This window comes from Pseudomonas sp. ZY71, from assembly GCF_036542145.1.
Classification (GTDB): Bacteria; Pseudomonadota; Gammaproteobacteria; order Pseudomonadales; family Pseudomonadaceae; genus Aquipseudomonas; species Aquipseudomonas koreensis_A.
This window is the reverse complement of record NZ_CP144274.1, coordinates 4,794,689-4,819,812: the sequence shown is the minus strand read 5'-3', so window position 1 is coordinate 4,819,812 and position 25,124 is coordinate 4,794,689. Positions and strand designations below refer to the sequence as shown.

21 protein-coding genes are annotated in these 25,124 nt (G+C 52.4%); all 21 read left to right on the top strand.

The features are described 5' to 3' along the window. Positions 1–12: 12 nt before the first annotated feature. The 21 genes from hisC to VY732_RS21215 all read left to right on the top strand — a co-directional run bounded on the left by hisC (position 13) and on the right by VY732_RS21215 (position 25,123). Entirely contained in the window at positions 13–1,125 is a 1,113-nt protein-coding gene (hisC, locus tag VY732_RS21315; protein ID WP_137217797.1) for a histidinol-phosphate transaminase, read from the top strand. Positions 1,126–1,153: 28 nt separating this feature from the next. Continuing rightward, on the top strand, positions 1,154–3,361 hold the full coding sequence (locus VY732_RS21310) for a bifunctional prephenate dehydrogenase/3-phosphoshikimate 1-carboxyvinyltransferase (RefSeq protein WP_331691691.1): 2,208 nt from the start codon (positions 1,154–1,156) through the stop codon (positions 3,359–3,361). Next, the gene (gene cmk / locus VY732_RS21305; RefSeq protein ID WP_015093983.1) at positions 3,358–4,047 is read left to right on the top strand and encodes a (d)CMP kinase; all 690 of its coding nucleotides are present in this window, start codon (positions 3,358–3,360) and stop codon (positions 4,045–4,047) included. The genes VY732_RS21310 and cmk overlap by 4 nt, the downstream gene beginning before the upstream one ends. Before the next feature lie 119 nt (positions 4,048–4,166). After that, positions 4,167–5,852 (top strand): 30S ribosomal protein S1, encoded by a 1,686-nt coding sequence (gene rpsA, locus VY732_RS21300; protein WP_007963626.1) that lies wholly within the window; start codon positions 4,167–4,169, stop codon positions 5,850–5,852. Positions 5,853–6,057: 205 nt separating this feature from the next. Beyond that, positions 6,058–6,336, top strand: a complete 279-nt coding sequence (locus tag VY732_RS21295; RefSeq protein WP_331691690.1) for a hypothetical protein — start codon at positions 6,058–6,060, stop codon at positions 6,334–6,336. A gap of 152 nt (positions 6,337–6,488) precedes the next feature. After that, the gene (gene ihfB, locus VY732_RS21290; RefSeq protein ID WP_003189779.1) at positions 6,489–6,785 is read left to right on the top strand and encodes an integration host factor subunit beta; all 297 of its coding nucleotides are present in this window, start codon (positions 6,489–6,491) and stop codon (positions 6,783–6,785) included. Between the two features lie 27 nt (positions 6,786–6,812). Continuing rightward, positions 6,813–7,052: a lipopolysaccharide assembly protein LapA domain-containing protein gene (locus VY732_RS21285; RefSeq protein ID WP_077574019.1), complete on the top strand. Its 240-nt coding sequence runs from the start codon at positions 6,813–6,815 to the stop codon at positions 7,050–7,052. Positions 7,053–7,278: 226 nt separating this feature from the next. Next, positions 7,279–8,355: a dTDP-glucose 4,6-dehydratase gene (rfbB, locus tag VY732_RS21280; RefSeq protein ID WP_077574018.1), complete on the top strand. Its 1,077-nt coding sequence runs from the start codon at positions 7,279–7,281 to the stop codon at positions 8,353–8,355. Then, the gene (rfbD, locus tag VY732_RS21275) at positions 8,352–9,245 is read left to right on the top strand and encodes a dTDP-4-dehydrorhamnose reductase (protein ID WP_331691687.1); all 894 of its coding nucleotides are present in this window, start codon (positions 8,352–8,354) and stop codon (positions 9,243–9,245) included. Before rfbB ends, rfbD begins: the two co-directional genes overlap by 4 nt. Continuing rightward, the gene (gene rfbA, locus VY732_RS21270) at positions 9,242–10,132 is read left to right on the top strand and encodes a glucose-1-phosphate thymidylyltransferase RfbA (protein ID WP_077574016.1); all 891 of its coding nucleotides are present in this window, start codon (positions 9,242–9,244) and stop codon (positions 10,130–10,132) included. Before rfbD ends, rfbA begins: the two co-directional genes overlap by 4 nt. A gap of 57 nt (positions 10,133–10,189) precedes the next feature. After that, positions 10,190–11,113 (top strand): glycosyltransferase, encoded by a 924-nt coding sequence (locus VY732_RS21265; protein ID WP_331691685.1) that lies wholly within the window; start codon positions 10,190–10,192, stop codon positions 11,111–11,113. Beyond that, complete coding sequence (locus VY732_RS21260; RefSeq protein ID WP_137217793.1) at positions 11,110–12,069, top strand: UDP-glucose 4-epimerase family protein; 960 nt, start codon at positions 11,110–11,112, stop codon at positions 12,067–12,069. The genes VY732_RS21265 and VY732_RS21260 overlap by 4 nt, the downstream gene beginning before the upstream one ends. Continuing rightward, the gene (locus VY732_RS21255; RefSeq protein ID WP_137217792.1) at positions 12,066–13,067 is read left to right on the top strand and encodes an MraY family glycosyltransferase; all 1,002 of its coding nucleotides are present in this window, start codon (positions 12,066–12,068) and stop codon (positions 13,065–13,067) included. Before VY732_RS21260 ends, VY732_RS21255 begins: the two co-directional genes overlap by 4 nt. 297 nt (positions 13,068–13,364) lie before the next feature. Then, complete coding sequence (locus VY732_RS21250; protein WP_137217791.1) at positions 13,365–15,800, top strand: glycosyltransferase; 2,436 nt, start codon at positions 13,365–13,367, stop codon at positions 15,798–15,800. Then, a complete protein-coding gene (locus VY732_RS21245; protein WP_137217790.1) occupies positions 15,800–16,894 on the top strand; it encodes an NAD-dependent epimerase/dehydratase family protein in 1,095 nt (364 codons plus the stop codon). The genes VY732_RS21250 and VY732_RS21245 overlap by 1 nt, the downstream gene beginning before the upstream one ends. A 13-nt stretch (positions 16,895–16,907) precedes the next feature. Next, positions 16,908–17,855 (top strand): glycosyltransferase, encoded by a 948-nt coding sequence (locus VY732_RS21240; RefSeq protein ID WP_077574010.1) that lies wholly within the window; start codon positions 16,908–16,910, stop codon positions 17,853–17,855. Between the two features lie 200 nt (positions 17,856–18,055). Next, positions 18,056–19,504 carry an MBOAT family O-acyltransferase gene (locus VY732_RS21235; protein WP_331691683.1) on the top strand — a complete coding sequence of 483 codons (1,449 nt, stop codon included), beginning with the start codon at positions 18,056–18,058 and terminating at the stop codon, positions 19,502–19,504. Next, positions 19,479–20,720: a hypothetical protein gene (locus VY732_RS21230; RefSeq protein WP_137217789.1), complete on the top strand. Its 1,242-nt coding sequence runs from the start codon at positions 19,479–19,481 to the stop codon at positions 20,718–20,720. The genes VY732_RS21235 and VY732_RS21230 overlap by 26 nt, the downstream gene beginning before the upstream one ends. Before the next feature lie 94 nt (positions 20,721–20,814). Further along, a complete protein-coding gene (locus tag VY732_RS21225; RefSeq protein WP_331691682.1) occupies positions 20,815–22,887 on the top strand; it encodes a capsular polysaccharide export protein, LipB/KpsS family in 2,073 nt (690 codons plus the stop codon). Continuing rightward, complete coding sequence (locus VY732_RS21220) at positions 22,871–23,998, top strand: glycosyltransferase family protein (RefSeq protein ID WP_331691681.1); 1,128 nt, start codon at positions 22,871–22,873, stop codon at positions 23,996–23,998. Before VY732_RS21225 ends, VY732_RS21220 begins: the two co-directional genes overlap by 17 nt. A gap of 336 nt (positions 23,999–24,334) precedes the next feature. Beyond that, complete coding sequence (locus VY732_RS21215) at positions 24,335–25,123, top strand: ABC transporter permease (RefSeq protein ID WP_137217786.1); 789 nt, start codon at positions 24,335–24,337, stop codon at positions 25,121–25,123. The last annotated feature ends 1 nt before the right edge of the window (position 25,124 follow it).

Sequence of the window (25,124 nt, the reverse complement as noted above, 5' to 3'; positions counted from 1 at the left end):
GGGCGGTAGCAAATGAGTGGCAACTTCCTCGCTCTGGCACAGCCGGGCGTGCAACAACTTTCGCCGTACGTTCCGGGCAAGCCTGTGGACGAACTGGCGCGCGAGCTGGATCTGGATCCGGCAAAAATCGTCAAACTGGCGAGCAACGAAAACCCGTTGGGTGCCAGCCCGAAAGCCTTGGCGGCAATCCGTGAAGAACTGGCCGAACTGACCCGTTATCCGGATGGAAACGGCTTCGCGCTGAAGTCGCTGCTGGCCGAACAATGCCGCGTAGACCTGAATCAGGTCACCTTGGGTAACGGTTCCAACGACATTCTTGAACTGGTTGCGCGCGCCTATCTGGCGCCGGGCCTGAATGCGGTGTTCAGTGAGCACGCTTTCGCTGTGTACCCGATCGCCACTCAGGCAGTTGGCGCGCAAGCCAAAGTAGTGCCGGCCAAGGATTGGGGGCACGACCTGCCGGCGATGCTCGCGGCCATCGATGCCAATACCCGCGTGGTGTTCATCGCCAACCCGAACAACCCGACCGGCACCTGGTTCGGCGCGGAAGCGCTGGACGAGTTCCTGCAGGATGTTCCGGAGCACGTGCTGGTGGTGCTCGACGAGGCGTACATCGAATACGCCGAAGGCAGCGATCTGCCGGACGGACTGGATTTCCTCGCCGCTTACCCGAATCTGCTGGTCTCGCGCACCTTCTCCAAGGCCTATGGTCTGGCGGCATTGCGCGTTGGCTACGGCCTGTCGACTCCGGTTGTCGCCGATGTGCTGAACCGTGTTCGCCAGCCATTCAACGTTAACAGTCTCGCCCTCGCGGCAGCCTGTGCGGCGCTGAAGGATGAGGAATATCTGGCGCAAAGCCGTCAACTCAACGAGGCGGGCATGCAGCAGTTGCAGGCCGGTTTCCGTGAGTTGGGCTTGAGCTGGATCGAATCCAAAGGCAACTTCATCTGCGTCGATCTCGCTCAAGTCGCGGCCCCGGTGTTTCAGGGCTTGCTGCGCGAAGGCGTGATCGTGCGTCCGGTGGCCAACTACGGCATGCCGAACCACCTGCGAGTGACCATCGGTCTGCCGGCGGAAAACAGCCGCTTCCTCGAAGCGCTGCGCAAGGTTCTGGCTCGTGGGTGATGTCACTGCACTGCAATCTGCTGCACCTATGATCAGTCGCCTTGTGGTGGTCGGTCTGGGGTTGATCGGTGGTTCGTTTGCCAAAGGCTTGCGTGAAAGCGGTATCTGCCGCGAAGTGGTCGGGGTCGATCTCGACCCGCAGTCGCGCAAGCTGGCGGTTGAGTTGGGCGTTGTGGATCGCTGTGAAGATGACTTGGCGGCAGCCTGTCAGGGCGCTGACGTGATTCAGTTGGCAGTGCCGATTCTGGCCATGGAAAAAGTGCTCGCGCGTCTGGCGGGCATGGATCTGGGGCAGGCGATTCTGACTGATGTCGGCAGCGCCAAAGGCAATGTCGTGCGCGCAGCCACCGAAGCATTTGGCGCCATGCCGCCGCGTTTCGTGCCGGGCCATCCGATTGCCGGTTCCGAGCAGAGCGGGGTGGAAGCCTCCAATGCCGAACTGTTCCGTCGCCACAAAGTGATTCTCACGCCGCTTGAGCAAACCGATCCGGCGGCGCTGGCTGTGGTCGATCGGCTGTGGCGCGAATTGGGCGCCGATGTCGAGCACATGCAGGTCGAACGTCACGATGAAGTGCTGGCCGCGACCAGTCATCTGCCGCATCTGCTGGCCTTCGGTCTGGTCGATTCGTTGGCCAAGCGCAATGAAAATCTTGAGATCTTCCGTTACGCTGCGGGCGGTTTCCGCGATTTCACAAGAATCGCCGGAAGCGACCCGGTGATGTGGCACGACATCTTCCTCGCCAACCGCGAGGCTGTCCTGCGCACACTCGATACATTTCGCAGCGACCTCGACGCCTTGCGCGACGCGGTCGATGCAGGGGATGGGCACCAATTGTTGGGCGTTTTCACTCGCGCCCGGGTTGCCCGCGAGCATTTCAGTAAAATCCTGGCCCGCAGGGCCTATGTGGACGCTATGAATTCCAACGATCTGATCTTCCTGGCTCAACCTGGTGGCCGCCTGTCCGGTCGGATTCGCGTACCGGGTGACAAATCGATTTCCCACCGCTCGATCATGCTCGGCTCGCTGGCCGAAGGCGTCACCGAGGTCGAAGGCTTCCTTGAGGGCGAAGATGCTCTGGCAACCTTGCAGGCATTCCGCGACATGGGCGTGGTCATCGAAGGCCCGCATCACGGCCGCGTGACCATCCACGGTGTCGGCCTGCATGGCCTGAAGCCGGCACCGGGCCCGATCTATCTGGGCAATTCCGGTACCTCGATGCGTCTGCTGTCCGGCCTGTTGGCTGCGCAGAACTTCGACAGTGTTTTGACTGGCGATGCGTCGTTGTCCAAGCGCCCGATGAATCGCGTAGCCAATCCGCTGCGTGAAATGGGCGCCGTGATCGAAACTGCTGCCGAAGGTCGTCCACCGATGACCATTCGTGGCGGTCACAAACTCAAAGGCCTGACCTACACCATGCCGATGGCCAGTGCTCAGGTGAAGTCCTGCCTGTTGCTCGCCGGTCTGTACGCTGAAGGCAAGACCACCGTGACCGAGCCGGCTCCGACTCGCGACCACACCGAGCGCATGCTGCGTGGTTTCGGTTATCCGGTCAGCGTTGAAGGCGCTACGGCTTCGGTCGAATCCGGCGGCAAGCTGGCGGCGACTCACATTGAAGTTCCAGGCGACATCTCGTCGTCGGCGTTCTTCCTTGTAGCGGCCTCGATCGCTGAAGGTTCGGAGCTGGTGCTTGAGCACGTCGGCATCAACCCGACCCGTACCGGCGTGATCGACATTCTGCGCCTGATGGGTGCGGACATCACTCTGGAAAATCAGCGTGAAGTCGGCGGCGAGCCTGTGGCTGACCTGCGCGTGCGGGCAGCTAAACTCAAAGGTATCGATATTCCGGAAGAGCTGGTCCCGTTGGCGATCGACGAATTTCCGGTGCTGTTCGTGGCGGCTGCCTGCGCCGAAGGGCGTACCGTGCTGACTGGCGCTGAAGAGCTGCGGGTCAAGGAATCGGATCGTATCCAGGTGATGGCGGACGGTTTGTTGGCGCTGGGCGTGAAATGCCAGCCAACCCCGGACGGTATCATCATCGACGGCGGCCAGATCGGCGGCGGCGAAGTGCATGGTCATGGCGATCACCGTATTGCAATGGCATTCAGTGTGGCGTCGCTGCGCGCTACTGCACCGATTCGCATCCATGATTGCGCCAATGTCGCGACGTCGTTCCCTAACTTCCTCGCGCTGTGCGGGCAGGTCGGTATTCGTGTGGCACAAGAGGCTCAGTCGTGAAGAACATTGCACCGGTCATCACCATTGATGGGCCAAGCGGCTCGGGCAAGGGCACCGTAGCCGGGATTCTGGCCAAGCGTCTGGGCTGGAATCTGCTGGACTCCGGTGCGCTTTATCGCCTGCTGGCGTTTGCTGCGCACAACCATGGTGTCGACCTGACCAATGAAGAGCTGCTGAAGAAACTTGCCGCTCATCTGGATGTTCAGTTCATTGCGGCGACCGATGGTCAGTTGCAAAGGATCATTCTGGAAGGTGACGAAGTCAGCGATGTCATCCGCACCGAAAGCGTCGGCTCCGGCGCTTCGCAAGTGGCTGCACTGCCGGCCGTGCGCGAGGCGCTGCTGCAGCGCCAGCGCGCATTCCAGGAAGCGCCGGGCCTGGTGGCCGATGGTCGCGACATGGGAACGGTGGTTTTTCCGGATGCGCCGCTGAAGATTTTCCTGACCGCCAGTGCCGAGGAGAGGGCGCGCCGTCGATATTTGCAGTTGAAGGGCAAAGTCGAGGGTGTTAGTCTGTCGAGTCTGCTAGATGAGATCCGTGCACGCGACGAGCGTGACACCCAGCGAGCGGTAGCCCCGCTTAAGCCGGCGGCTGACGCCATACAGCTGGATTCCACGGAGTTGTCCATCGATCAGGTGCTTGAACGCATCATGAGCGAGATCGCCATTCGCGATATCGCCGGGTGACCAAGAAGGCCACAGGGGACCAGTCATAGTCCTGCGGCGCTTCTTCTATATGAAACTAACCCACACCGTCTGGGGTGTGGAGATGGGCGTATCCTTCGCCCTCATTTACAGGAATTAAAATGAGCGAAAGCTTTGCGGAACTCTTTGAAGAAAGCCTAAAAACCCTGAACCTTCAGGCAGGCTCCATCATCACCGGTGTTATCGTTGATATCGATTACCAGGCTCGCTGGGTAACCGTTCACGCTGGCCTGAAGTCTGAAGCACTCATCCCGCTTGAGCAGTTCTACAACGACGCTGGCGATCTGACTATCAATGTCGGTGACGAAGTTCACGTTGCTCTGGACTCGGTTGAAGACGGTTTCGGTGAAACCAAGCTGTCCCGTGAAAAAGCCAAGCGCGCTGAGTGCTGGATCGTTCTGGAAGCAGCATTCGCAGCTGAGGAAGTGGTCAAGGGCGTTATCAACGGTAAGGTTAAAGGCGGCTTCACTGTCGACGTTAACGGCATCCGTGCGTTCCTGCCAGGTTCCCTGGTTGACGTCCGTCCAGTGCGCGACACCACGCACCTGGAAGGCAAAGAGCTGGAATTCAAGGTCATCAAGCTGGACCAGAAGCGCAACAACGTTGTCGTTTCCCGTCGCAGCGTCCTGGAAGCCGAGAACTCCGCCGAGCGTGAAGCTCTGCTGGAATCCCTGCAGGAAGGCCAGCAAGTCAAAGGTATCGTCAAAAACCTCACCGATTACGGCGCATTCGTCGATCTGGGTGGCGTGGACGGCCTGCTGCACATCACCGACATGGCCTGGAAGCGCATCAAGCATCCTTCCGAGATCGTCAACGTTGGTGACGAAATCGACGTCAAGGTTCTGAAATACGATCGCGAACGCAACCGTGTTTCCCTGGGCCTGAAGCAACTGGGCGAAGATCCATGGGTTGCTATCAAAGCCCGTTACCCAGAAAGCACTCGCGTTACCGCTCGTGTAACCAACCTGACCGACTACGGCTGCTTCGCTGAGCTGGAAGAAGGCGTTGAAGGTCTGGTACACGTTTCGGAAATGGACTGGACCAACAAGAACATCCACCCTTCGAAAGTCGTACAAGTCGGCGACGAAGTGGAAGTTATGGTTCTGGACATCGACGAAGAGCGTCGTCGTATCTCCCTGGGCATCAAGCAGTGCAAATCTAACCCATGGGAAGATTTCTCTGGCCAGTTCAACAAGGGCGATAAAATCTCCGGCACCATCAAGTCGATCACCGATTTCGGTATCTTCATTGGTCTGGACGGCGGCATCGATGGTCTGGTTCACCTGTCCGACATCTCCTGGAACGAAGTGGGCGAAGAAGCTGTTCGTCGTTTCAAGAAGGGCGACGAGCTGGACACCGTTATCCTGTCGGTTGACCCAGAGCGCGAGCGTATCTCCCTGGGTATCAAGCAACTGGAAAGCGATCCGTTCTCCGAGTACGTCTCGGTTAACGACAAAGGCGCAATCGTTACTGGCACCGTGAAAGAAGTTGACGCCAAAGGCGCCATCATCGTTCTGGCCGACGATATCGAAGCGACTCTGAAAGCCTCCGAAATCAGCCGTGACCGCGTTGAAGATGCGCGCAACGTTCTGAAAGAAGGCCAGGAAGTAGAAGCCAAGATCATCAGCGTTGATCGCAAGAGCCGCGTAATCCAGCTGTCGATCAAATCGAAAGACGATGCTGAAGAGAAAGAAGCTATCCAGAGCCTGAAAGCAGCTCCGGAAGGCGAAGCAGCTGACACCACTATGGCGGCACTGCTGCGTCAAGCAATGGCCAAACAGAACTAAGTTCTGCTTGATCATGAAAAAGGGCGACTTCGGTCGCCCTTTTTTGTGCCTGCGATTTAGTGCTTCGTGGTTTGTGTGAGGATTCTGGTGAAACCAATCTTGCTTCCGGGCGGTCTGTTTCTTTAATCGGATCAATCGCCTATTCACGACTAAGCTTGGTCTTGAGCGTGTAGTCGTCGGGCAGTTGCCTGGCATAAGGAAGTGGATGAACAAGTTTATTGTCCTCATGGCTGTACTGGTTCTGGCTGGCTGTACGACCAGTGCCAAGACCCATGCTGTGCGTGGTATCAGTGGTATAGAGGTCGATTGCTCCGGGTTGGGCTCTGGCTGGGAGAAATGCCAGAAGCGCGCGGCAAAGGAGTGCAAGGGCGCGGGGTACAAAGTGATCACGCGATCAGATGATGCCAAGGATGAAGATGAGTTTCCTTTTGGCTTCAACCCTGCGGGCTATGTGACACGTACCATGCTGGTGATATGTCGTTGAGTATGTCGGGCCCTGTTTGTTGCTGTGATGCCCTGAAAACGGGCGTTTCGACGCGGTGGAAGATATGTCAATCCCTGGGCTGTTCAAAATCTTCCGGGCGTGCTAAAACCTTTCAAGCGCTGATCTAGCTGCTTGAAAAAGAAGGGAAAAATATGACGAAGTCGGAGTTGATCGAACGAATTGTCACCCATCAAGGGCTGCTCTCATCCAAGGATGTGGAGTTGGCCATCAAGACCATGCTTGAACAAATGTCCCAGTGTCTGGCCACCGGTGATCGCATCGAGATTCGTGGGTTTGGCAGTTTCTCCCTGCACTACCGCGCGCCGCGCGTCGGTCGCAATCCCAAGACCGGCCAGTCCGTCAGTCTTGACGGTAAATTCGTTCCGCATTTCAAGCCGGGTAAAGAGCTGCGTGACCGGGTGAATGAGGAAGAGGAGGAGGGGGTTTGACAATCGTTATCTCTAAAGGGGTTACTCATGCGTAACCTCAAGCGCATATTTGTCGGTGTTTTTATTTTATTGCTGGTGCTGGTGGTGCTGGCGTTCGTGCTTGAGAATCAGCAGTCCGTATCGTTATTGTTTCTGGGTTTGTCCGGTCCGCAGTTGCCGGTTTCGCTGATCGTGGTGTTGGCGTTGCTTGTCGGTATGTTGATGGGTCCGGTACTTGGCTGGATTCTTGGGCGTTCGTCCAGAGCTGCGCGCAAGCGTCTTGTCTGAAAACGACAAGTGCGGGGCATCTGTCGAAATTGCGTCTCTAGCTGTCTTTATCCATTAGTAAAACGTTCACTAAGCTGTAAAATGCAACCCTTGTTCGACAGTGCCTCCAATGCACTTCGATTCAGACTGACTCTGACGGAAGCCTTCATGTCTGTCGGCTTCTGCATTCATGGATTAGATCGCGCTCGTAGATGGCGCTGTCCGCAGCTCAAGGGTATGGTTTCGCGTGAAAATTCTAGTAACCGGCGGCGCCGGGTTTATCGGCTCGGCAGTGATCCGTCACATTATCTCCAATACCACCGACTCCATCGTTAACGTCGATAAGCTGACTTACGCCGGAAACCTGGAATCACTGGCTGAAGTCAGTCAAAACTCTCGTTATGCATTCGAGCGTGTCGACATTTGCGACCGCGATCAGATTGATCGTGTCCTGCGTGAGCATCAACCGGATGCCATCATGCACCTGGCCGCAGAGTCCCATGTTGATCGCTCAATCTCCGGGCCGTCCGAGTTTATTCAAACCAACATCATCGGCACTTATACCCTGCTGGAGGCTGCACGCCACTACTGGGTTGCACTCGATGATGCACGCAAAAGCCACTTCCGCTTTCACCATATTTCGACTGATGAGGTTTACGGAGACCTCGAAGGTCCGGAAGATCTCTTTACCGAAACCACCCCGTATCAGCCTAGCTCGCCGTACTCGGCCAGCAAGGCCAGTTCTGACCACCTGGTTCGTGCATGGGCGCGCACATATGGTCTGCCGACGCTGGTCACCAACTGCTCGAACAACTACGGCCCTTGCCACTTTCCGGAGAAATTGATCCCGCTGATCATTCTCAATGCGCTGGAAGGTAAGCCTTTGCCAGTTTACGGGAAGGGTAATCAGGTCCGTGACTGGCTGTATGTCGAAGATCATGCCCGCGCTCTGTACAAAGTCGTGACCGAGGGCGTGATCGGCGAGACTTACAATATCGGTGGTCATAACGAAAAACAAAATATCGAAGTAGTGCACACACTTTGTGCGTTGCTTGATGAGTTGCGTCCGGACTCTGCTCATCGTCCTCACGCAAGTTTGATCACTTATGTTCAGGATCGTCCCGGTCATGACCAGCGTTATGCGATCGACGCCAGCAAGATTCAGCGTGAGCTGGGGTGGACTCCGCAAGAAACCTTTGAGACCGGCATTCGCAAGACTGTCGAGTGGTATCTGAATAACACCGAATGGGTTGAGCACGTGAAAAGCGGCAGCTATCAACAATGGATCGATCAGAACTACGCCGATCGGTCGGGCAAGGTATGAAGATCCTTCTGCTCGGAAAGAGCGGTCAGGTAGGTTGGGAGCTTCAGCGCTCTCTTGCATCGCTTGGCGAGCTGGTCGCCCTGGATCGGCATCCCGTTGATGGTCTTTGCGGCGACTTGTCCGATCTCGATACTTTGCGAACTACAATCCGGACAGTTCGGCCTGACGTGATCGTCAATGCCGCAGCCTACACCGCTGTTGACAAGGCTGAATCCGAGACCGATCTGGCTGACCGCGTAAATGCTCAGGCAAGCCAGGTCATGGCCGAAGAAGTGGCGATGGTGGGCGGGTGGCTGATCCACTACTCGACAGATTATGTCTTCAGCGGTCAGGGTGACAGGCCGTGGCAAGAGTCGGACGACGTTGCGCCTGTCAATCATTATGGTGCCAGCAAGCTTGCCGGTGAGCAGGCGATCATGGCGTCTGGCTGCAAATACCTGATCTTTCGCACGAGTTGGGTATTTGGTGCTCGAGGAAACAACTTCGCCAAGACCATGATGCGTTTGGCCAAGGATCGCGAAACACTCAACGTCATCGCTGATCAGATCGGCGCGCCGACGGGTGCGGATTTGATCGCCGACGTTACAGCTCTCGCTATTCAACAAGTGCTCAAGCGTCCAGAACTTGCAGGTCTCTACCATTTGGCTGCGGCGGGAGAGGTGTCCTGGCATGGCTATGCCAGTCATGTGATCGATTTCGCCAAGGCACAAGGTGAAGAGCTGGCAGTAACAGCGGTCAATCCCATCGATACAACCGCTTATCCAACGCCTGCACGCCGTCCGCTGAACTCACGGCTGAATACTCAAAAGCTGCGTGACAATTTTTCTCTACACTTGCCGGATTGGCAAAGTGGTGTAACCCGAATGCTTAGGGAAGTCCTGAACAAATGACCGCGACAAATCGTAAAGGCATAATCCTCGCCGGTGGGTCTGGCACTCGTCTGCACCCGCTGACCCTCGGTGTGTCCAAACAGATGCTGCCGATCTACGACAAGCCGATGATTTTCTATCCGCTGTCGGTTTTGATGCTGGCGGGGATGCGCGAGATTCTGATTATCTCTACACCTGAAGACTTGCCGCTGTTCCGCAAATTGTTGGGAGATGGCAGTTTGTACGGCATCCAGCTGACTTATGCTGAGCAGCCAACTCCCGATGGTCTGGCGCAGGCTTTCATCATTGGTGAGGAATTCATTGGTGATGATCCTTGCTGTCTGATTCTGGGTGACAACATTTTCTATGGTCAGCACTTTTCTGACAACTTGCGTGCCGCCAGCACTCAAGAAAGCGGTGCCACCGTGTTCGGCTACCATGTCTCTGACCCTGAGCGTTTTGGGGTTGTTGAGTTTGATGCAGCCGGCAAGGCCCTGAGCATCGAAGAAAAGCCGCTGAAACCCAAGTCCAACTACGCTGTGACCGGGTTGTACTTCTACGATAACGAAGTTGTTGAGATCGCCAAGAACATCAAGCCGTCCGAGCGTGGTGAGCTGGAAATTACTGACGTCAACCGTGCTTATCTTGAGCGCAAGAGCCTCAAGGTCGAGATGCTCGGAAGGGGCTTTGCCTGGCTGGATACTGGAACCCATGATTCGTTGCTGGAAGCCAGCCATTTCGTGCATACCATTGAGCAGCGTCAAGGCTTGAAGGTAGCGTGCCTTGAGGAAATCGCGTATCACAATGGCTGGATCACCGCCGAGCAGTTGGCGGCTCAGGCTGATGCTCTAAAGAAAACCGGTTATGGTCAATATCTGCAAAAACTGTTGGACTCGCCTTCCCATTGATCAAAAAGTTAAGTGCTTTTTGAGCGGTAGCGTTTAAACGTCCCGGACAGGAATGGCATGCCAGTAGAACATCCCAAGGTTGCGGTTTTGCTGGCTGCCTACAACGGTATGCGATGGATTGAGGAGCAGTTAGCCTCAGTCCTCGCCCAGTCGGCTGTTAACGTAACTATTTATATAAGTATTGACCCTTCTGATGATGGTACCGAGGTTTGGTGTCAGGCTTACGCCGCTGAGCACGCAAATGTCGTTCTATTACCTTCGGTCGGCCCCTTCGGCGGTGCCTCACGTAACTTCTTCAGATTGATTCGAGATGTCGATTTTGATGGGTACGACTTTGTCGCCTTCGCCGATCAGGATGATATTTGGCATCTTGATAAATTGCAGTGCGCGACTGATTCAATTCAAACTTTCAACGTAGATGCCTATTCCAGTAACGTCACCGCTTTCTGGGCGAACGGCCGTACTCGATTGCTGGACAAGGCACAGCCGCAGGTTGCCTGGGATTTTCTATTTGAGGCAGCTGGCCCGGGTTGCACGTATGTGCTGAAGCAAAAGATGGCGAGATCCTTGAAGGCATCCCTGCTGGATCATTGGGTTGATCTGCAGGCTGTCAGTCTGCATGACTGGTACTGCTACGCCTTTGCACGTAGCCACGGCTTCAAATGGTATATCGATCCGCGTCCCTCCATGGAGTATCGCCAACATGAGCGAAATCAGGTTGGAGCCAATACGGGGCTTGGTTCAATGATTGCGCGCTACAAAACAATTCATGATGGCTGGTGGTTTTCCCAAGTCCGGCTAATCGCTCGCGTGATAGGGCAGGATACCAATCCAATTGGCCAGGTCTCACTATGTCTTGGGCGGGGGCAACTAATAAGGCTCTCATTTAATGCCTGGAATTGTCGTCGGCGTGTGCGGGATAAAATATTTTTCTTTTTTATTTGCTGGGCTACGGCGTTGATTGGAAGTAGGCCTCGATGAAAGGACTGCAAGTTTTAGTCACGGGAGCTACCGGACTTGTCGGCGAGGCTGTTGTCTTCAGGTTATTGCTCGATAAACGATACACGCCCGTTGCTGCAGTCCGCGCAACTACACGCTTAAGTGGTTTATGTCGGATCGTTCCCTTTGACCTTGAGTTGCCGACAGGCATGCCAGAGTTGCGGGGCATAGACGTCATCGTTCACTGTGCGGCGAGAGTGCATGTTATGAACGAAAAGGGCGCGGACGGTTTAGCGGCGTTTCGAAAGATTAACGTCGAGGGTACTGTTCGGCTTGCCCAGCGTGCAGCCGAGTGCGGCGTGAAGCGTTTTATCTTTATCAGCTCGATCAAGGTGAACGGCGAAGGCACGCCTCGAAATAAAACGTTCAAGGCGACAGATTTGCCCGCACCGGTCGATGCTTATGGCATTTCAAAGCGTGAGGCAGAGGACGCAATACGGCAAGTATGCGAGGAAACCGGTATGGAGCTTGTTGTGATCCGGCCGCCACTTGTTTACGGACCCGGTGTCAAAGCCAATTTTCTTAGCATGGTACGTTGGCTTGATCGCGGTATACCCCTGCCATTAGGGGCTATTGATAACAGGCGCAGTCTGGTTGCAATCGGCAATTTGACGGACCTGGTGTTGACGTGTATCGATCACCCTGCTGCCGCAGGCGAAATATTTCTGGTTAGCGATGGTGAGGATCTTTCCACCACTCAATTGTTGCGTCGCACAGCGCTCGCCTTGGGCAATTCTGCCAAGTTGGTGCCCGTACCTGCCGGACTTTTGCAAGCCGCCGCGTCAATGGTTGGCAAGTCAGGAATTGCCGAGCGCCTGTGTGGCAATTTACAAGTGGATATACAGCGCACCTGCGAATTGCTTGGCTGGCGTCCACCTATCAATACAGAAAAGGCTTTGCGTCAGACCGTCGAGCATTATCGGGATGAGACAAGATGATTTTTGCGTTATTGGTGGTGGTGTTTCTCGTTTCCTGGGGACTGACCGGTTTATTGCGCCGGTACGCGCTGTCCAAAAGCCTGATGGATATTCCGAATGAGCGTAGCGCTCATTCAGTTCCAACGCCCCGGGGTGGTGGCGTAGCAATTGTCGTTGCCTTTCTGCTGGCACTTCCAGTTTTGACGTCGTTGAACGTGCTGTCGCTGCCAATAACGATGGCATTGTCAGGGGCGGGATTGCTGACTGCGCTAATCGGCTTCGTCGATGACCATGGTCATATCGCTGCGCGGTGGAGGTTGCTAGGGCACTTCATCGCGGCGGGCTGGATATTGTTCTGGTTGAACGGGCTGGCACCCATCGAGCTGTTGGGTGTTTCATTGGCGCCGGCATGGATAGGCGGGATATTGGGTTCGATTTACCTTGTGTGGATGCTCAATCTTTACAATTTCATGGACGGTATCGATGGGTTGGCCAGCACTGAGGCTATCAGTGTATGCCTGGGGATGTGTCTGGTTTACTGGTGTGGTGGAGTTGCGGACCTGATCTGGGCCCCCATGGCACTGGCAGTGGCAGTTGCCGGCTTTCTATGCTGGAACTTCCCGCCAGCCCGGATTTTCATGGGGGATGCGGGTAGTGGCTTTCTTGGCATCATGCTTGGGGCCATGGCGATTCAAGCCGCCTGGAGCAAGCCCGAGCTGATTTGGAGCTGGTTGATTCTGTTGGGTGTTTTTATCGTCGATGCAACATGGACTCTTGTTCGCCGGCTCTTTCGCGGGGATAAGGTTTATCACGCCCATAGCAATCATGCTTATCAGAAAGCTGCGCGTCGCTGGGGTCATAAAAAGGTGACATTATGCGTCGCGGCGATCAACGTTGCCTTTCTGTTGCCATTGTCGATCCTGGTAGTGCTCGGTCATTTGAGTCCTTTTACAGGGGCGGGTCTGGCGTATGTTCCGCTTGCCTGTCTTGCTTGCCGACTGGGTGCAGGCAAGCCATAAGTTCAAAACGCTGGAGTATCGGAGAGTTGTATCTGCTGCAGCTCGATGTGTTCTGGTAGTAGCGTTTGACGCATGTCATCGCGCCCTGACGAGCATGGTTCAAAATACCTGACGTCGAAAAAAGCCCGCGGACTTAGATGCGTTCGGTAGAATGCGCGGGCCGTGGCTCGTGACTACCTTCGTTTCTGATGCGAAATCGGATCCACTTTGCGTTTTTTTAGTTATTGATGTTGTTGGTTTCGGCTTGTATTTCGCATTGGCCGAAAGGGGAGGATACGTTTAGGAATGGAAGGTCTTATGGCTAGACGCCAAATAAAAGTCGGCTGGTGTGTGGCTTCTCTGTCGAATGACACCGCTAGTGTGCGCTATCGAGCATTGCTTCCTTTGCTGGCACTGGAGGCTGAGGATATTGCTGGCAGTCTGTTTACCAGTCGATGTGCTTTTGATCTCGAAAGTCTCGATGTTCTCGTGATTGTCAAATCCTTTTCTATCGAAACTCTGGCGTTGGTGCAGCGAGCCCGAGCGCTAGGTATTCCTGTCATTATCGACTTGTGTGACAACGTTTTTGTTCCCGGCTACGGCAGTGGACCATTTGGTACGCATGGCGATCTTTTTACCATTATGGCTCAGCTCTCAACTGCCATTGTGACGACCACTGAACCGTTGTGCGACGTAATTAGTACTCATGCTCCGGGCGTTCCCGTCCACATAGTTCCTGATGGCCTGGCGTCTGAATCCGTTATAGAAATGGGCAGCAAGCTCATCGAAAAGGCCAAGGGCATCGAGAAAATCACGGCTCCGCTATTGCAGCCAAGCCGGACAGCGAAATTGTTGAGTGAGCTCCAGGATTCAGGCGCTCGCCACACGACCAAACATTTGTTGAGCATGTGTAAGCACGTGCTGAAAAAGCAATTGCACCGCTTGAGGAAAAAGCGTGGCAGGGATGGTTCTGTTGCGACGCTCATGTCAATTCCGAGAGAAGTGATGCGCGCGTTGCGACAGCAAGTGCTCAGACTCAAGCGAACGGCGCCTATCGCCGCTCCCGTCATATCATTGGTTCCGGCCCACGATTCATCGAAGACCATGTATCTGTTGTGGTTCGGTAATCACGGTGCTGAATACGCTGATTTCGGTATGTTGGACTTGCTGCTCATCCAGAGCGATCTGGAAGCGATCGCGCTGGAATATCCAGTTGAGCTCGTAGTGATCAGTAACAACGCGGCCAAGTACGAGCGCTTTATCAAGCCAATGGCGATTGCATCGCGCTATGTGGCATGGTCAATCAACGCTGTCGACGATTGGATGGCAGTTTCACGGGTTGTTCTGATTCCCAACTCCTGTGATGCATTCAGTATCTGCAAATCCGCCAACCGCACAGTGCATGCGTTAACCCGGGGTGTTCCTGTCGTCGCTACGGCAACACCTGCGCTAGCGCCGCTGGCGGGTAGCATCATGACCGGTGACTTTTTACAAGGGATGCGTCGTTATCTATCGAGCCCTAACAATGCTCGCCGCGATCTGGCCCTCGGTAAGAAGTTGATTGAGCGTAACTTCAGCACCGTTGTTATCGGTTCCCTTTGGCGGGATGTTTTGCAATCTGCAATCGCCATGGGCTCCAGCGAGTCATCCCTCCAAGACGCGCAGGTCATTGTGGTGCTGCATCTGATTCAGGATCTGGATCTCGCACTGCCTATCATTCTTGAGCTCCAGCGTCGTGAGATAGCGGTACAGGTAGTTTGCAGCCACACGTTGATAAAAGCTTCTCCGCGAGTCATCAAAAGCCTGTCGCATCATGACATTGATGTTCGAGTGGTCGCTGCTACCGAGCAATTGACTTCATTTCCCTTTGGTTCCAGAGTTCGGTCACTTTTAACAATATCGGAAACAAATCTCGGTCCTCACCGCTTCAGTCGCGCGCTTACCGAATCGGCAAAAAGCGCGGGCATCATGACCGCGACCTTGCAGCATGGACTCGAGAATGTGGGGTTGACCTACAGCGACAGCATCCATTCGATAGACCGGGTCAATTTTGCAGCTGACAGGATTTACCTTTGGGGGGAACTTGACACGCTGCATGCGGACATCAGCCCTGCCACGCGCGTAAAATGTGTTGCGATGGGGTGCTCCAAGGTAGGCCGTGAGGAAAATGCCAATCTGGATGCGTTGATTGCTCCCGAAGCCTGTGTTGTTGGTGTCTTCGAGAACCTTCACTGGCATCGGTACTCCGACGCGTACCGAGAGTTTTTTCTTGAAGGGGTGAGCAAGATGGCGGAACAGTTCCCATCAATCACCTTTTTGATCAAGCCGCATCATGCGGGCTTGTGGCTGACCTCCCGTCACAAGGGGGAAAAACCCATTGCGTCGAACCTGATCATTGCCGATCCGAAACAGGCTGAGTGGGAGCTTTATACCGCTGGGGGCTTGTTGGGCCGAATGAAGGCGGTTATCACCAGTCCTTCTACCGTGGCGCTTGATGCAGCTGCGCGGAGACTGCCTGTCGCGGTTGTCACGGGTGATCTCGACACAGAAACCTACGCTCCACTTTACACAATCGAGCAAATGGCAGACTGGTCCAGGTTCCTCGAGCGTGTTCTGGATGAAAACAGGATTTCCGAGCTCGAACATTTTTCTGATTGTTTTGTAAATCGTCTGGTCCTTAAAGGCGATGCTGCCGCCCGAATAGTTGACGACTTGGTTTGCTCAACATCACTACATTCCCAGGTAATAAATTAATGACGCAACGTATTTTCATCACCGGCGGTGCCGGCTTCATTGGTAGTCGTCTGGTCAAGGCTCTGCTAAAGGAAGATCCTGCTCGTTCTATTTGGGTCTTTGACAACCTGCACCCACAAGTCCACGGCCTCAATGCCGTCGATCCGATCCTGCCGCATAATGTGCGCTTTATCCGTGGTGACGTCGCCGATCTTCAGGCGCTCATGCAAGCAGTGGCCGAGGCTGACCCAGAGTTGGTGTATCACCTCGCTGCGGAAACCGGTACTGGCCAGTCTTACGATGAGCCGTCTCGTTATTGCTCGGTCAACGTATTGGGAACCACTCACCTGATCGAAGCGCTTCGCAAGCAAAATAATGTGCGCAAGGTCGTATTGGCAGCATCGCGGGCAGTTTATGGTGAAGGCGGCTATGTAGATGCTCAAGGTGTGGAGTACGTCGGTTTGCCGCGCCAGCCACAGGCGATGGATTCCGGTGATTTTAGCGTGCCCTTGCCAGCGTCCGCGGTCTTGCCTGCACGTCCTATTGCCAGTCATGCCGGACTCCCTCCTGCCCCCGCGTCGGTGTATGCGTCAACCAAATTGATGCAGGAATATCTGCTGTGCCAGGCCGGTGACGGCGCGCCGTGGAGTGCGACCATTCTGCGTTTCCAGAATGTTTACGGTCCTGGTCAATCCCTGCGCAACCCATACACCGGTGTATTGTCGATCTTCGCTCGTCAATTGCTTGCGGGTGGTGAGCTCGCGATTTTCGAAGACGGCGATATCGCTCGAGATTTCGTTTTTGTGGATGACATCGTCGACGCGTTGGTCAAGGCAAACGCGGCCAGTGTTGCCCACGGCACCATTCTCGATATTGGCAGTGGCGAACCGGTCTCTATCCTTGAGATGGCCAGGATGCTCATGCGCAATCTGGGCGTGGACGACACCTCTTATAAAATTACCGGCCAATTCCGGATCGGTGATATTCGCTATGCGTGCGCAAATATAACCGCCGCCAAAGCCGCCTTGAACTGGAGCCCGAACGTCAGTATTCAATCGGGTGTAGAGCGCTTGGCCGAGTGGGCGAAGGTAGAATTCAAGAACGCTAACGATTAAGAGGGATTTTCGAATGGTTCATGACGATGAAGTTATACGGGTATATGTGGGCGTGGACCGCTCGCAGTTATTAGCCGTGCCCGTTCTTGAGTATTCGATCAAACGGCATACCACGGCCAAGGTTGAAGTTATTCCCATGCTGGATCTTCCGGTACCTGAACCGCTGGATCCGCGTAACGGGCAGCGAACCGGATTCTCATTCAGTCGCTTCTGCATTCCCAAGCTGTGCGGTTACAAAGGCAAAGCCATCTATATGGATGCCGACATGTTGGTTTTTCGCGACATCCGCGAGCTGTGGAACATTCCGTTCGATGGCGCGAAGATCATTATCCAGCAGGAAGTGAAATTTGCTGACGAGACGACTCAAAAGGTCGGCGCGCCAAAAGTCAGAAAAAAGCAGTGTGCCGTTATGCTGCTTGATTGCGAGCGCCTGGACTGGAAAGTCGAAGACATCGTTGGCGGCATGGATGAAGGACGTTACAACTATGACGAGCTGATGTCGCAGCTGGTTATTCTCGACGAGGAGCATGTCAAGTACGGTGTCCCGTTTGAGTGGAACAGCCTGGAACATCTGGATGCGAATACGCGACTGATTCATTACACTGATGTGGCCACTCAGCCGTGGTCCTGCTGCGGTAACAAGAACGCCTGGCCGTGGTTTGCTGAAGTAAGAAGGATGTTGGCGGACGGTAAACTGACCGAGGCGGAGATCAAAAAGGAAATCGATCTTGGGTATTTCAGACCCTCGCTGCTCCGCGATATCAAGTATCGTCATCTGATCCCGTCCTTTCTGCACGGAATATGGGACCGGAAAAACACAGCCACTGATAAATTGTCAGGATACATCCCGCACAAGGCTGTCTATGAAGCCAAGCGGCATCGTCAGAAGGTAATCAAAGCATATGAAGCCAAGCTACGAGCCGAGCAAGGCTCTGGCGACAAGAAGGCTTCCAACGCATGATTGAACGGCTCAAGCTTTTGCTCAAGCCGTGTCCATCAAGCGTATCGAGATATTCCCGGACGATAATGTCCGGGATCGCCCAAGCTTATTACGTCAGATATTTTTCAGTCGGCAAGCCTGGGCGAATATCGAGGATGGATCTGGCTTTGGCAGACAAGCTTGAGCGCTGACACGGGGCCTGCTTTGCGTGTACGGACCCCGTGAACAGAGCTGTTCTAAAACAATTAGATGACGCGGAATTACTGGCAATGTTGTTCAACTCAATAGAATACGTGATTTTGCTGGGGATCACCCTGGCGTTTTACTGGTTGTGTCCATCGCTACGTGTGCGGCAATGGATCGTGCTTCTGTCCAGCGTGTATTTTTACATGAGCTGGAGTAAAGAGTTCGGTCTTATGTTGTTGGGAGTCATCGCCATCAACTGGCTGGTTGCCGGAAAAATTTCGGCTACCAGGTCTCGTGGCTGGTTGATTTTTTCCTGCGTGCTGAATCTCGCGTTACTTTGTTATTTCAAGTACATGAATTTCTTTTTGGAGAACATTGAGTATGTCGCGAGACTCAAGGATCCAGCGTTTGAAATCGGTTTACTGAAAGTCATATTGCCGCTAGGCATTTCGTTTTATGTTTTTGAGTTGATTTCCTATCAGGTCGACGTGTATCAGGGGAAATTCAAACACGAGAAAAATCCGGTAGTTTTCGCTATTTTCGTATTGTTTTTCCCGCATCTGATTGCAGGTCCTATCTGCCGTGCAAGCCAGTTCATGCCGCAGATTCATGTAAAGCAGCGACTGGATGGGGCGCATTGCTATAACGGTTTGTACTATTTCATCGCGGGACTTGCACTCAAGTGTGGTATCGCTGATGGCATTGCACCCTTTATCAATGTCATCTTCAAAGCGCCTGATCAATATTCAGGGCTTGATAATTTGTTCGCCGTCATCGGATTTGGCGTGCAGATTTTGTGTGATTTCTGGGGCTATTCGTTGATGGCTCTGGGCGCAGCACTGCTTTTTGGCTATGTGCTGCCCTACAATTTCAATGCTCCATACTCTTCCTTGTCCATCAAGGATTTCTGGCGGCGCTGGCACATCACGTTAAGCAATTGGTTGCGCGATTATCTTTATATAGCGCTCGGTGGTTCGCGTACTCAGGCGAAATGGAAAATTCAGCGAAATCTCATCCTCACCATGTTGCTGGGGGGGTTGTGGCACGGTGCCAGCTGGAATTTCATTATTTGGGGTGGGATCCATGGTGGCGCGCTGGCAGTCAATCGGTGGTTTGAAAATAGTAGTCTGCCCACCAGTTTGAAGCGGTTATTCCAATGGCTGCCGATCGCATGGCTGTTGACGATGACTGTGGTATTTGTTGCGTGGATTTTCTTCCGGGCCACAAACGTCGGGGATGCGATGATGATGATTGAGCGAATCGTAGTTCCTGCCTCTGATTGGACGCAGACGAAGCTCGCGCCACTGTTTTTCGAACTGTTGATACTGTATCTGCCGCTGCAGTGGTTCGTACATCGCACGACATACCAGCGTGACATCACCAATGCCATTCCTTGGCAAGCCGCCCTGGGCTTCGCATCGTTGGTACTTTTCTCCTATATTTATTATGTAGACGGCAATGACTTCATATACTTTCAATTCTAATAGTTTGAGGCTGACGCGGTCGCGACTGCTCAAGCTCTACGTGCTGACGGCGGTATTGGTTGTTTTCGGTTTTGTTTGCCTGGAAGTTACCGTTCGCTATCGCGAATCGCTCAAACAGCCAGATGTGATGCAAAGCGCATCGGATCTGATGGCTGCGCTGCCCAATATGTCGATATCGGGTCGCGAGTTGGGTAATCAGATGCTGATTCAGAACGTTGCCTTGTTTAGTCAATATCCTGATCCGGTCGAGATAACTTCTGCTTATGTGGGGACTTCACGAAGTAAAATCCTGCACCCTAGCCAATTTGGCGTCCCCCATGCGGTGGTAGGTGCAGGTAACACATACAACGAAATAACTTATGGTCTGTTGCTTCAGGCAGAAATCCTGCGCTTGAAATTTCCAAACCTGAAGCGTGTGTATGTCGAAAGTTCTTTCCTGCTACGCCGCCCTGGTCGTTTGATGGTTGAGACCGACCACCTCAAGTATCTTCCATTGCTTAAAACATTGACGCCGCTCTGCTCGAAGGCGAGCGATGTTCCAGGTTGTCATGATGTATTTGTGCAAGCAGGCAGTCTGACCAACAGCTCTACGACAGGCTGGAAGCCGGAAATGCGTCGTCACAGAAGTGAGTTTCGATTCTCTTCTTTGTTGCCAGGGGCGCAGGATTCTATCCCTGTCAAATCTGACCCGTTACTCGGGCAGCTTGAAGCAAATGGGGAGACCAAAGGTCATTTCAGAGCGCTGACCGATAAATCCGAAATGCGTCCAGAGATAAGCAATGACAACATCAAGGCTCAGCGCCTGAGGGATATTACAAGTAATGCTCCTTGGGATGGCTTGTTCGACATGTTTGCACTCTGGGGGCGCGAGCACGGTATTCAAGTCGTGCTATTTCAACCGCCGGTACGCTCAGATCTTTATGCATATCAAGTGAAGTATGGCCTCAAGCAGCACGTCGATGACTTATTGCGAGTATCTGATAAGTATCAGATCCCATTTGTAGATCTAAACAGACCGGAACTCGGATATATGAGTGACTGGAGTCTTTTTAGTGATGAGGATCACATGGCAACTTGCGTTGGTAGCGGTTTGCTATTACTGGCGCTTGAGGCGGGCGTTAATCGGTTTGAGCAGAAACATGATCTTACCCCTGTAATCGAACGGTCACCTTTGGAAGGTGATAGTATGCTACGTTTAAGTTCATGCAAAAAGTAGCAGGGTAAGTGGATGTGGGCGATTCAGTAGTTCTTGTATTTTGTTGTTTTGTATTGCAGGTTTTTGAAATTTTGTTTTGTCAGGTATTTTGAGAATGGTAAATCGATTGGTACAGTGGTTTATGCCTCCTAACTTAAATGGTAGTGAGTCTCTAATACTTTTTTCTGCTTGTGATGCGGGCTATCTTGGTTTTGCCATTTCTTTAATAAAAAGCGTAGAGTTGTATTCGCCCGGCGCTACGTTTTTTTTACACGTGATCAATCCTGATGCGGAGGCGGTCGAACGTTTGAGGCATTTGGCTGATAGCCTGGAAGTGACAAATGTCAGTATTTCATTCGAAACGATCGATCTGACAGCTCTGAATGTCGATCAGCGGCGTGCTTATTACGCCAGTGCGCGCTTTTTGCAAGTTTCAAATATTCTATCTACATATTCGATTCCTGTTTTCAGTGTTGATGCTGATTCGCTGGTTGTGAACGCTTTTGATTTTGATTTTACTAACAAAACAGACGCGGATGTAGTAATCGTGCGGCGTAATCTGGCTGAAGATCAGCCCGATCACTTGGCTGTCGCAACCGGGTCTATCTGGTTCAAACCTTCTGAAGAGATTCTCCGTTTCCTTGGCGGAATTGCTGCTGAAATAGATAAGCGTTTAGAAGAACGTTCTCTTGAATGGTTCGTCGACCAGAAACTTTTCTTCTATGGTATGAACGAATACTCTCGCCGGCTCAGATTCTATAATCTGAAGCGGAAATACGCCGATTGGACATTCTCTGCTTCGAGCATTCTATGGGCGGGTAAGGGCGGCCTTAAACTCTATGATTTGCGTTTTTTCCTGCTACAGAATTTACTTTGCGATGATGCAAAAAAGCGAGATATCGCCGAACTGTTAGCGGAGGAGTTTTTTACTGATGAAAACTCGCTTGTCGATGAGTCGACCCGTTCGCGTATCACCAAGGCAATAACAGGAAAAAGCGAAAATAATCTTGTTGTAAAAGCCGAGAATCAATCAGCAAAAGTTGTAACGCAGTCTGATTCGGCGAGAAAGGTTGCCGTCGCATTCTATGTTCCACGGCTCGACCTTCCCTGGAAAAAAATGGCCTCGACCGGCTCTAAGTTTCCAGAGGTCAGCGATGACACGATAGATCTACGCTTACACTGGAAAGAATTTGGTATACGCATGGCTAATGCGCTTGAGCGCGTTGGTATACCCGTGGACGTCATTGAAGTGCCAGGTTGGGAAATCGAGCGGCAGAGAGTCGATGAAGATGCCTATGATTTGGCATTTGTTCCTCATCGTTGTTATTTGAACTTCCCCACTGGAAAAACTCCAGTATTGTTTTATATGCAAGAGTTTTTCCGCTGGGCCTTTGTGGTTGACTCTCGGGGATGGAGCGCTGCATCGAGCGTTTACCCGGTAGACCGCGATGTCCAATCAAGCAAGGCAGGGGTGTCCTTCACGGAATACCGGAAGCGTCTCGCGGATGGACGTTTGAACAGTAAGTTCTCCCAGCAAGCCACGAAGTCCACGAAGCAGTTGATTGCTGAAGGTTGTTTGCCGTCGGAGGTTAGTGGCGGTTGGTTCAGTAAAAGCAGTGTTCGTCCTTATATCTTTTTCCCCTTACAGGTGCCTTCGGATCAATCAATACAGTTGTTTTCCGACTTGTCAGAGTTGACGATACTCGAGGCGCTGGTGACTTGGGCGAAAGAGAACGACGTAGCAGTAGTGATCAAGCCTCATCCTGCAAATATGAAAAGCATGAAGCCTTTTGAAAAGTTGGTCGATAATACGCATGTTTTTTACAGTCAAGCGAATGTCCAGGATTTGATTTCGCATGCAGCGGCAGTTTATACAATCAATAGCGGTGTGGGCTTCGAGGCGATTCTGCAGGTAAAACCTGTCGTTACGTTTGGTCGTGTCGAATATGATTGCGTTACGTTCAACGCCAGTGTGAACACACTTGATGAGGCTTGGGCTTATGTCCAGACCAATAACGCAGCTGAGTTGGAAGTAAAGTATAAAGGTTTCGTCGATTGGTTTCTTGAATGCTACGCGGTGGATATGTCTCAACCGCAAATAGCTAAAGTAAGACTTGATGAGATTGTAGCGAAAGTTTTGTCAATGATTCCGGGCTGTGGAAGGGATTCCGATGTTAAAGGTGATTAATTATCTTGCTAGAAAGTTTGAGTTGGTTCGATCGAAAAAGTTTGATCGGCTTAGCTCTGGGCATGATAAGAGTCCGAGGGTGCTGATACTTACTGAGCATCTCAATGCAACCTACTACATTAGTTTTGATATTCCATTTAAAGAGCTTAGTCGCAACGGTGCAATTAATTATTCTGTTGTCTCGCAGTCTAAGGTCAGCAGGAAGGGCGTTGGTGTTTGGAAAGAATGGGATGCTGCATTTCGACCGCAAATTGTCATTTTTACGCGCTACGGGTTACCGTACGGAACTGAAATACTTGAATATTTCCGGGGGAAGAAAGTTCCCGTCGTTTATCATATTGACGACAATTTATTAGATATACCCGCGTCTCTTGGGGAGGTAATTGGCAAAAGTCACGGAGCCTCGGATGTCATCGAGGCGCGGCGTTATTTGCTTGAGAATTGCGATTTAATATATGCATCCACGCAATATCTCGCCCAGCACTTACAAGGCTTGTTTCCGCAGCAAAAGATATTTAGCGGTATGTATGCGCCTTATATGGTTGAACACATCCGCACAGAAAGAAAGCCAGGTAATGATCAACATATTATCGGCTATATGGGGTCAAGAGGGCATCAGGAAGATCTGGATCTGGTCGTACCTTCACTAGTACGCTTGCTGGATGATAATGCGAGTATAAGGTTTGAGGTGTTTGGTAGCATTAAAATGCCTGACGAGCTTCTTAGGTTCGGAGAAAGAGTAAAGGCTCATGAGGTTTGTAAGGATTATGTCGGTTTTTTGAATAAACTTAATACCTTGGGTTGGGATGTTGGACTAGCCCCTTTGGTGGATGAAAAATTCAATTTGTGCAAGGCTCCAACCAAGTTCGTTGAATATACTGCGGCAGGCATCCCGGTTATTGCATCGGATATTCAAGTTTACAGTCCTTTCGCAATGCCAGGTTGTGCGGTTCTAGTTCAGGATGAATGGTACGACGCTATAGACGCATTGTTGAAGGATTCCGGGCTTAGAGCGTCAATGGTTAAGAATGCACACGAGTATTGTGTAAATAATTTTTCGGAAAAGCGCTTGCAAGATCAATTGGTCACTTTGGTCAATGGCTTGATTTAAAGTTTGCTCGGGGTAGGTCAAGAGTTTAATTGTTTAATCAATTTATGCTTAGGATTTATTCTGGGTGGGGTTACCTTATCTAGAAGCCAGTGATCACGACTCAGGCTGATCGCGCTGACAAAAGGATGACCCGCCGGCGTTTACGCAAGGATGGCCCTTGAGACCCGGGTAGGCGTAGGTCTACTCCCCGATATGTGATAGATTGCTGCGGTGAAGGGACACTGCAGCGAAGGATAAGATATGAACGAATGTGGACAAGACTGGTTTGCTCCGTCATTTTCGTTGAGATGGCTGAGAAAAGTGCCACAATTGAACTCGTAGAAGGCTGATTATTACATGTGGCGACAAACCATTAACTCCAGTGTTGCGCTTGCGAAGCGCAGTATTTCCATTCAGATAAAACAACACGCTTTGGGTTACGCATGGGCACTAATAACGCCCATGCTTTATGCTGCTTGCTATATCTTTATCAAGGGTCAATTGAATGGTGGTGCCGCACATTCGGCAGACTCCGGCTGGGACATACTACGAGCGTTTGCCGGAGTAACGATTTTTCAATGGTGGATGCATATCGTTCAAGAGATGTCTGATTTTATTCGAAAGAATAGAGGTCTTTTGCGAGGTATTAACGTCGGGCCAATTCCTTTCGTTCTATCAGTTTTATTTGAAGGGTTGATTGGTTTGCTGATCAGAGTGGTATTGATATTGATCGCAATACCTTTGTTGGGTCTGTCGTTCCCTACGCAACCTTTCTCCTGGCTGTCAATTATAATTTCCTTGATGGCTTTACTGATTTCAGCGGTCACCATCGGAACTCTACTTGCGCCATGGGCGGTGCTGTACGCGGATGTTCGTAAAGGGCTCTCGTCCGTCAGTTTACCAGTGATACTCATATCACCGATTTTTTACCCGGCTTTTGAACAAACTTCCGGGCCTTTGTTCTGGTTGAACTGTATCAACCCTTTAGCTGCTCCATTGGCTATATTGGCGAAGTCCTTACACGATTTGGAATCTGTTTACATGCTTCCATTGATTATCAGTACGGTGGTGTTTACCTTAATTTTGAGTTGGTCGCTCAAACAGCTCCATCGTCAAGTACCGATTCTGCTTGAGCGCATGGGGTAAC